Below are 6,140 nucleotides of genomic sequence, written 5' to 3'. Positions count from 1 at the left end.
TATCCCCACACCCCACACCCCACACCCCACACCCCACACCCCACTTCCTGCTCCCCTTTCTAGGATTAAATAACCCCTAGGATAATAATCGGGTAACAAAAGAATTTTGCCAACGACGGGCCAAGGCCCGTAGATACATATTAACGGGAAACTGATAATATTCGATAGTTAACCAGAGTAAACAAATACCATGGCAAATAAAGGTTAAAATCGACCAAAATAGAGGCACCCATGACAAAGAACTCCCCTCGACTGGAGGAAAAAGATAGGCCCCTGTAGCCACAATTGCTGTGGGAAAAATCACAAATCCTAAACCGATAATTAAGTAAAAACCTGCCATCTCCATTCCTTCTCTCGGTAAACCCTGCCAATACTTACCATTCCAATACCAAGTTAAGGGTAATTGACTATCGGCCATTTTTAAAAGCTGTCTTTCTAAATTAGCAGTAAAAATGTGTTGACAAAAGTTACAAGCATAGGCTTCCATTAGGGGTAAAGTGGCAATTTTACCATGGCGACAGACGGGACAAGAATAGGTATCGTGATAGTTTAATCGGGTTGGCTCGGTCATGGTAATGTGAGTGAGAGTAAAAAAGGCAATTGCAGATAATTAACTTTTCCCTATTGATAACTAATTAAGCAAGATTGGGAGGAATTGCCGCTAGTTTTTGCAGTTGTTTTTCAATATTAGCCTTTAATTGGATCCGGGAGATTTCTTTTCCTGTTTGAGCGGTGTGTGCATTTTCCAGAAAAATAATACTATCTACTTTTTCTACGGCAAATAATTGGAATAAAAGATGGGTTACAGGAATCAGGAGCGTTGATAGGGGCGAATTAGCAGTATTTTGGGCAGATAGGGCCATTTTTTCCGTAGCAAAGGCATAGATCACCCTTTTTTCCTGTTGCGGCTGCTGCCGATGAGCTAATGTGGTTAGTAACCAATCACCTTGGCTATTCTGAACTACATAGTATTGTAAATGTTTTAACTGTCTAGCAAAAGCTGCAAGGACGGGATTAACCGCTTCTTCCATGACCACGGTTGCCAGTCCGTAATTGACCGCTTCTCGACTTAAAATATGCAGTTGTGCCTTTAATTTCATGGCTAATCATGTCTATAAACTAATCGATGGCGATGACATTCGGCAAGGCCATTTAAAATTGTCGTCGTGAAAAGATGAGGATGGAGATACCCAATAATAGACCAGTATAAACGAGACTGTAGAGGGCATTAGCGATTAAGACATCAGCACTAGGGAGCAAACCATAAACGGCCTCGTTTCTAAAATTCAATCTCTCCAAATCTGGGAGAATTAGATAAATATTTTTGGTGATAGCGAGAATATTGGGATTTTTGCTGATTATACCCAATTGGATCAGATCTTTGCTGATGTGACCCATTAGATAGACCCCAAAAGTCATTAGCGTGGCTAAAATCGAACTGGTAAATACCCCAAAAGCGATCGCCACGGCTGCGATCAGAATTAATTCCAAACCGAGATAGAAAACCGAGACAATCAGGGGTAAAGGTTGAAAAGATACTTTCATCCCCAGCAACATCAGCAGGTAAATCACCAACATTACCCCCAACATCACCGCTAAAACCCCAGACAAACCCAAGTGTTTACCGAGGATAAATTCGGCCCGACTCAGGGGTTTAGGAATCAAAACCAAAATAGTTCTCTTGTCAATTTCCCGATTAATTAGCCCTGTACCCACAAAAACCGCGACAATTACCCCTAATAACCCGATAGCGGCTAATCCCAAGTCAAGAAAGATTTTCTGATGGGTTCCCACCGCAATTTCTGGTAATAAACGCCAAGCGAAGGCCATCAACAAGGCAAAAAACCCGATAAAGTAAAGAATGCGATCGCGAATAACCTCGCGAAAACTGTTAGCTGCGATTGCCCAGATTCTCAGGATGCTGATACCCATAGCCTTTCATCAAAAGAACTCTTGCCAATTAATTATATGTTATGGTCGTGGGTTAACTAATTTTCCCCAAAAAATTAGTTAGTTCATTTGTTATGAATGAAAACCTGAAGTTTAACTTTTAACCCAAAACTCTTTAGATATGCTTTAATTTGGTTGTCAAAACCTCTTTATTTAGGGTTTGCGGCAAAAAGTTTGTTGGTGGGGTTAGGAGTGAGTAGCCGGTCGTCAGGAGTCGGGAGTCGGGAGTTTCAGGCTTTGTTGCCCTGCTTCTTTGTACCAGTTTATGTACTAAAAAAAGAATAAGGCCAGGTTTTTGAATGTCCCAATCCGATTTTCGCAGCATGAACATTGGATTTTAACAGGTCAAAAGTCTTATTTTAAAAGGGTTTTACTATTATTCAGCCAACCCTAATTAGTAGCGTATGTAAGTGTATGTTAACAAAACCTTGGCTAATGGTCAACCTCCCGCAATCCTAAACCCAGAACTGTTCCTAAACCAGGTCTTTCGGCATTAGGAATCTCTTGAGTTGTATCTAAGTTCAGTGATGCGATTGGATCGATTACCGTGGTGGGGACGTTGAGACGTTGAGTAAAATATTCGTCTAGTTGCGCTAAACCGCCCCCGGGACCGGCTAAAAGTAACTGGACAATTTCCATTTCCAGTTCATCACTTTGGTTAAGATAGAAATTAATCGATCGCCGCAATTCATCGGTTAATTCCCCTAAAACCCGCATCAGTGCCGCAATCCCGGCGGTAGTAAAGGTTCTGGAAGCCCCGGTATTGGTGTCAAGACTATCAAAGGCAGTGATCGGGATTGTCATCCCCAAAAGAATCTCAGGACTGCGGGGGGTGGGCAAATTCATCGCCCTGGAAATGGCGTTTTGTAGCTGGAAAGTGCCGATGGGGACAGTGCGGGAAAATTGGGGAACGCCGTCCACCACGATGGCAATTTCCGTGTTATCAAATTCTATATCGACAATAACGGTAGCTTCATTGGAACTAAACTGTCGCAACTGATCGCGAATCGTCCGAATTAGGGAAAAACTATTAATTTCTAGCACATCTACCTGTAATCCTGCCCGTTGCAGGGTTTCCAGATAGGCATCGGTGATCTCCCGACGAGTAGCTACCAGCAAAACCTGCACCTTTTCGATCCCGTCTTCATCCTGAAAGTAGCCCAGTTTTTGGTAGTCGATATCCACTTCCTCCCGCGGATAGGGAAGGTATAAATTAGCTTCATGATTTAAGACCAGATCGCGCAATTCCTCATCGTCCAATTCCGAGGGAATAGGGATAATCCGGATAATTGACTCGCGCATGGGGACAGCAGTAGCGACTCGTTTGCTAGTAATTTTATTTTCCTTGAGGACTTCTTGGATTAATTCCGCTAAAGCGACGGAATCGACGATTTTTCCCTCCTCAAAGATGCCTTCTGGGATATCCGACGAACAACATTTAACTAATTTATAATTTTGTTTCTGTTTGGCGATCTGAACCACGTTAAGACGCTCTGGGGTAATCTCTAACCCAATACCTTGAGTTTTTTTTGTCAATAGCTTCTTAAAAAAACTTACCATAGATTTTCTGGGGCAGCTCTAAGGGAATTGGTGATCAACAAAGCCAATAATCTTGATCTTTTCACCTGATTTTATTTAGTATCGATCAAGGCAGTAAATCAGTCTATAAACGATCCTAACTGGGTAATTTACCCAGAACAGGTGAAAATCGAGGGGGAGAGAAGCTATTTCTGCACTAATATTAACCTGATTATCTGTGTTCAGACCGAGGTTAATCCTAACTGGATAGGAGCAGAGGAAGCAGCTATTGATGATGATATTGTAATCAATTTTGGTGAAAGAACCAAGTCCAAGCTAAAAATTGGCCATTATCCCCCCCTTCTGCTCCACTAGATCAAGTCAGCTTTCCCTAGTTAGAGTACCCAAATATCTCGAGAAAATTCAAATTTTCTCGACACTATTTTTTCTTGACTCCTAGAAATAGGCGATCAAATGCTTCTGACGGGCGTGATTTTCGCGTATAATTAGGAGTTTGCACAGTGACAAAAAAATTTAAGGAGCGAGTTCGATGGCACGAATGTACTATGATGAGGATGCCAACTTAGACTTATTAGCGGGAAAAACGATCGCTATTATTGGTTATGGTTCCCAGGGTCATGCCCACGCATTAAATCTCAAGGATAGTGGCGTTAATGTGATTGTTGGTCTATATCCCGGCAGTAAATCGGCCATCAAAGCCAAAGAAGCCGGTATTCCGGTTTATGATGTGGCCGAAGCCGCTAAAATTGCCGACTGGATCATGATCCTCTTACCAGATGAAGTGCAGAAAACGATTTATCTCAACGAAATTGCGCCGAATTTAAGCGCAGGCAAAGTGTTATCTTTTGCCCACGGCTTTAATATTCATTTTGGTCAAGTGGTTCCCCCGGATAATGTCGATGTGGTTATGGTTGCCCCCAAAGGACCGGGCCATCTCGTCCGTCGCACCTACGAACAAGGTCAAGGGGTTCCCTGTTTATTCGCCGTCTATCAAGATGCTACTGGCCAAGCACGCGATCGGGCAATGGCCTACGCTAAAGGTATCGGTGGCACTCGGGCCGGGGTTTTGGAAACCACTTTCCGTGAGGAGACAGAAACCGACCTTTTTGGCGAACAAGCAGTATTATGCGGCGGTTTAAGTGCTTTAATTAAAGCTGGCTTTGAAACCCTCGTAGAAGCCGGTTATCAGCCCGAATTAGCCTATTTTGAGTGTTTACACGAGGTAAAACTGATCGTCGATCTGATCGTCGAGGGCGGTTTAGCCAAAATGCGCGATAGTATTTCCAATACAGCCGAGTACGGTGACTACACTCGCGGTCCGCGGGTGGTGACAGAAGCGACTAAGGCCGAAATGCGGAAAATCCTCCTGGAAATTCAATCGGGACAATTTGCCAGAGAGTTTGTCCTCGAAAATCAAGCTGGTAAACCGGGTTTCACCGCTATGCGTCGTCAAGAAGCAGAACATTCGATCGAAGAAGTCGGCCAAGATCTGCGGGCGATGATGAGTTGGCTAAAACGCTAGTTCTCTTTTTTTTCGCTGTCGGGTTGGACGCAATCAGGTAATTCTTGCCCTTGCGTCCGTCCCTACACCCCACACCCCACACCCCACACCCTGTCCCCAGGAAAAACTTTTTCAGCAGCTCCTACCTAGTAGATCGCCTCCCGTGATTTGACTAGACCGATCGCCCGTAAACCGGCAATGACACCACAACCGATCACCATACCGACGAGGGAACGAATCAGATTTTCTATGGGAACGATCCCAATTAAAGCGATCCAGACTTCTTCTGGCCAGTTAAAAATCGAGTAGGTAATGGCGACGGCTCCTAAATGGGAGAGGCCGCTGGCGGTCCAGGTACCCCCAAAAATTCCCGCCGCTACTAGGGCTAAATTGCTACCTTTGATCCAATGAGGAAAAAGAGTCCGGGTCGGTAGGATAAATAATACCAAAGCCGACCAATCGACGAAAGCGCCAGCAATAAAGATTCGTGGCGAAATGCCGTTCAGTCCGATCGCCCGGTTAGCGTAGATAAACAGGGGAATCAGAAAAATTAACGTCAATCCTAACCACCAATAACGGCGTTTTTTGCCTAAAACCATCGTTCCCGCGACAAAACTGGCTATAATTGCCCCAAAGACCGAAATAGCGGGAATTCCTGCCGTGTAGGGGGCAAGAAAAGCCCCAATTAAGGACCCAATGCCACTAGCGATCGCACCAGCGATCGGGCCGAGTAACCAACCCAAGAGGGGAAAAACCGCTTGACTGAGGGGCATACTACCGCCGGAAGCGAGGACAATGGAGAAGGGAATAAAAGAAAGGGTAGTGACAATGGCCGCTAAGACAACAATATAGGCGATCGGCGCCCCATCAATAGCGGCACTACTGACAGCTTCTACTTTGCGTTCTTCCCCTTCGGGGATAATATCTAGGGTCATAGTTGCAAGGGTAATTCTAACTTTTCTATCATCCTCTGGTTTTATCCGCTTCGGGCAGTTAATGGTCAACGTTATAAGTAGCTGGTTATAATTAAATTAAAAATGGATTTTAGGTTCGATCCCCCCTGCCCCCCTTGATAAGGGGGGTGCCGATCCCCCCTTAGTCCCCCCTTTAATCCCCCCTTAATAAGGGGGGCATCTGACAACTTTTAACG

The 6,140-nt window shown here is 44.5% G+C and carries 6 protein-coding genes; 1 reads left to right on the top strand and 5 read right to left on the bottom strand.

The window, feature by feature from the left end:
* Positions 1–76 precede the first annotated feature (76 nt).
* From PN470_RS10495 to pilM, 4 genes are all read right to left on the bottom strand, one after another.
* Entirely contained in the window at positions 77–571 is a 495-nt protein-coding gene (locus PN470_RS10495) for a hypothetical protein (RefSeq protein ID WP_103111356.1), read from the bottom strand.
* 64 nt (positions 572–635) lie between these two features.
* On the bottom strand, positions 636–1,100 hold the full coding sequence (locus PN470_RS10490; RefSeq protein WP_002733632.1) for a hypothetical protein: 465 nt from the start codon (positions 1,098–1,100) through the stop codon (positions 636–638).
* 52 nt (positions 1,101–1,152) lie between these two features.
* On the bottom strand, positions 1,153–1,932 hold the full coding sequence (locus tag PN470_RS10485) for an ABC transporter permease (RefSeq protein WP_272104498.1): 780 nt from the start codon (positions 1,930–1,932) through the stop codon (positions 1,153–1,155).
* 450 nt (positions 1,933–2,382) lie between these two features.
* On the bottom strand, positions 2,383–3,510 hold the full coding sequence (gene pilM, locus PN470_RS10480; protein ID WP_272104496.1) for a type IV pilus assembly protein PilM: 1,128 nt from the start codon (positions 3,508–3,510) through the stop codon (positions 2,383–2,385).
* Positions 3,511–4,018: 508 nt separating this feature from the next.
* On the opposite strand from pilM, the gene ilvC reads away from it, so the two are divergent.
* A complete protein-coding gene (gene ilvC / locus PN470_RS10475; RefSeq protein WP_002734030.1) occupies positions 4,019–5,011 on the top strand; it encodes a ketol-acid reductoisomerase in 993 nt (330 codons plus the stop codon).
* 125 nt (positions 5,012–5,136) lie between these two features.
* Here the strand turns inward: ilvC and PN470_RS10470 are convergent, their stop codons facing one another.
* Positions 5,137–5,925, bottom strand: coding sequence for an ECF transporter S component (locus PN470_RS10470; RefSeq protein WP_002734248.1), 789 nt, complete (start codon positions 5,923–5,925; stop codon positions 5,137–5,139).
* Between the last annotated feature and the right edge of the window lie 215 nt (positions 5,926–6,140).

The sequence above is a fragment of the Microcystis sp. CS-574 genome, from assembly GCF_028329095.1.
Lineage (GTDB): Bacteria > Cyanobacteriota > Cyanobacteriia > Cyanobacteriales > Microcystaceae > Microcystis > Microcystis ichthyoblabe_A.
This window is presented reverse-complemented; position numbering and strand designations above follow the sequence as displayed.

What these genes read in the sequence shown, in the direction of transcription:
- PN470_RS10485 (WP_272104498.1), bottom strand. Translation starts at nt 1,932, where the DNA reads ATGGGTATCAGCATCCTGAGAATCTGGGCAATCGCAGCTAACAGTTTT.
- pilM (WP_272104496.1), bottom strand. Translation starts at nt 3,510, where the DNA reads ATGGTAAGTTTTTTTAAGAAGCTATTGACAAAAAAAACTCAAGGTATT.
- PN470_RS10495 (WP_103111356.1), bottom strand. Translation starts at nt 571, where the DNA reads ATGACCGAGCCAACCCGATTAAACTATCACGATACCTATTCTTGTCCC.
- ilvC (WP_002734030.1), top strand. Translation starts at nt 4,019, where the DNA reads ATGGCACGAATGTACTATGATGAGGATGCCAACTTAGACTTATTAGCG.
- PN470_RS10490 (WP_002733632.1), bottom strand. Translation starts at nt 1,100, where the DNA reads ATGAAATTAAAGGCACAACTGCATATTTTAAGTCGAGAAGCGGTCAAT.
- PN470_RS10470 (WP_002734248.1), bottom strand. Translation starts at nt 5,925, where the DNA reads ATGACCCTAGATATTATCCCCGAAGGGGAAGAACGCAAAGTAGAAGCT.